The organism is Streptomyces anatolicus (assembly GCF_019400875.1).
Lineage (GTDB): Bacteria > Actinomycetota > Actinomycetes > Streptomycetales > Streptomycetaceae > Streptomyces > Streptomyces anatolicus.
The window spans coordinates 1-1,483 of the sequence record NZ_WMBF01000816.1 but is presented as its reverse complement, the minus strand read 5'-3'; the positions used below and the strand labels follow the sequence as shown (position 1 = coordinate 1,483).

Sequence of the window (1,483 nt, the reverse complement as noted above, 5' to 3'; positions counted from 1 at the left end):
GCACCGCCCCCTCCCGCACCGCCCTCGCTGGCACCACACCATCCTGTGCGGCGAAAACAGTCCCCTCGTCCGCCCCTACCTCCTCACCCGCGAACAGCGCGAGGAAGCCAAGCGTCAACGCTCCCGCCGCCGTGCCCTGTGGCTCGCCGTGCACGGCGTCGACGTAGGCCCCCGCCACATCCATGGCATCGAGGTGGCCGCCGCGTGATCGCGCCGAACGCCGCCGGGACCTCCTCCACCGGCACAACCGCTCCTCGTCTCCTCCCCTGGTCCACCCCCGACGGCAACCCCTGCTACCTCATCGGTGACGGAACCGGCCATGTCTCCCGTATCGCCGACAACATCGAATCCATCCAGCTCGGCATGGCCGACGAACTTCCCGGCTACGTCGGCGACTTGGTCGACGATCCGAAGGCCACCGCGCCCCAGCTTCGCTACCTGGCAGCCCGCATGGCCGAGTCCCTGCGAGACGTGACCCGGATCGCCCGCAGCCGCGGGGCCCGCCTCCCCGCACCCGCGTGCGACGACGATCCCGAAGAGGAGGTCGACGAAGAGGAAGAGGAAGAGGAGGAGAAGAGAGAGACGGACAGGGGCCTCGCCATCTGAGCCCCGGATTCCCCTCCCGCACTCCGCACCCAAAGCGCACAATGGACCACCAGGGCATTTGTGCGAAGAGAGGCGCGGGTTCACGGTGGCACAGGTGGAGCGGGACGAGGTGGAGCGGCCGTTCGTCGCGCAGTTGAAGGCCATGAGGTGGCAGCACCGGTCCGGCGCGGACGTCGGCACGCTCGACGCCGGCATGCCGCTGCTCAAGGGCGAGCTGGCCGACGCGCTGCGACGCATCAACCTCCGTGCCGCCGACGGCGTGCCGTGGATGGATCGCGATGACATCGAGCGCTCCATCCAAGAGCTCGCCTCCGTCCCGCTCGGGCAAGGCGTCTTCACCGCCAACCTCGCCGCGACCGACCTTCTGCTCAACGGGCACGTGCTCAACGCGCCCTCCGCCGAGCACGGTGGGCCCTCCGCCACCGTGCAGTACATCGAGTGGGACCCGGATCGCGTCGACCTCAACGACTTCACGGTCGTCGACCAGCTCCGATTCGTGAACAGCTCCGGCGAGCTCTCCATTCTCGACATCGTCCTCTTCGTCAACGGCATCCCGCTCGCCGCCGTCGAGTGCAAGAGCCCCGACCTGGCCGAGCCGATCCGTGAGGCCGTTCTCGATCTGCGGCACTACGCGGGCGATCCGCTCGACGAAGACGATGACGACGTCCGGACAAGCGCCGAGGCGACGGCGCCCGCCGGAGTGCCCGAACTCTTCCGGACCGTGCAGCTCCTCGTCGCTGCCAGCGGGGACACCGCGCACCTGGGCACCATCAGTTCCACACCCGCACATTTCCACCCCTGGCGCAGCATTCAGCCCGAGGAAGAGAGCAGGCTGCGGGGGGAGTTGCGTGACGCGGGACTGCTCGCACCCGACGAT

At 69.0% G+C, this 1,483-nt stretch carries 2 protein-coding genes and 1 pseudogene; all 3 read left to right on the top strand.

Features of this window, described 5'->3' with window-relative positions; translation table 11 throughout:
• Nucleotides 1-208 (top strand): annotated as a pseudogene (locus GKQ77_RS32690) (hypothetical protein); the annotation flags it as partial.
• On the top strand, nt 205-606 hold the full coding sequence (locus GKQ77_RS32685) for a hypothetical protein (protein ID WP_372460053.1): 402 nt from the start codon (nt 205-207) through the stop codon (nt 604-606). The pseudogene GKQ77_RS32690 and the gene GKQ77_RS32685, both read left to right, overlap by 4 nt.
• Nucleotides 607-700: 94 nt before the next feature.
• A partial coding sequence (locus tag GKQ77_RS32680) for a type I restriction endonuclease (RefSeq protein WP_308117856.1) occupies nt 701-1,483 on the top strand: 783 nt, incomplete at its 3' end.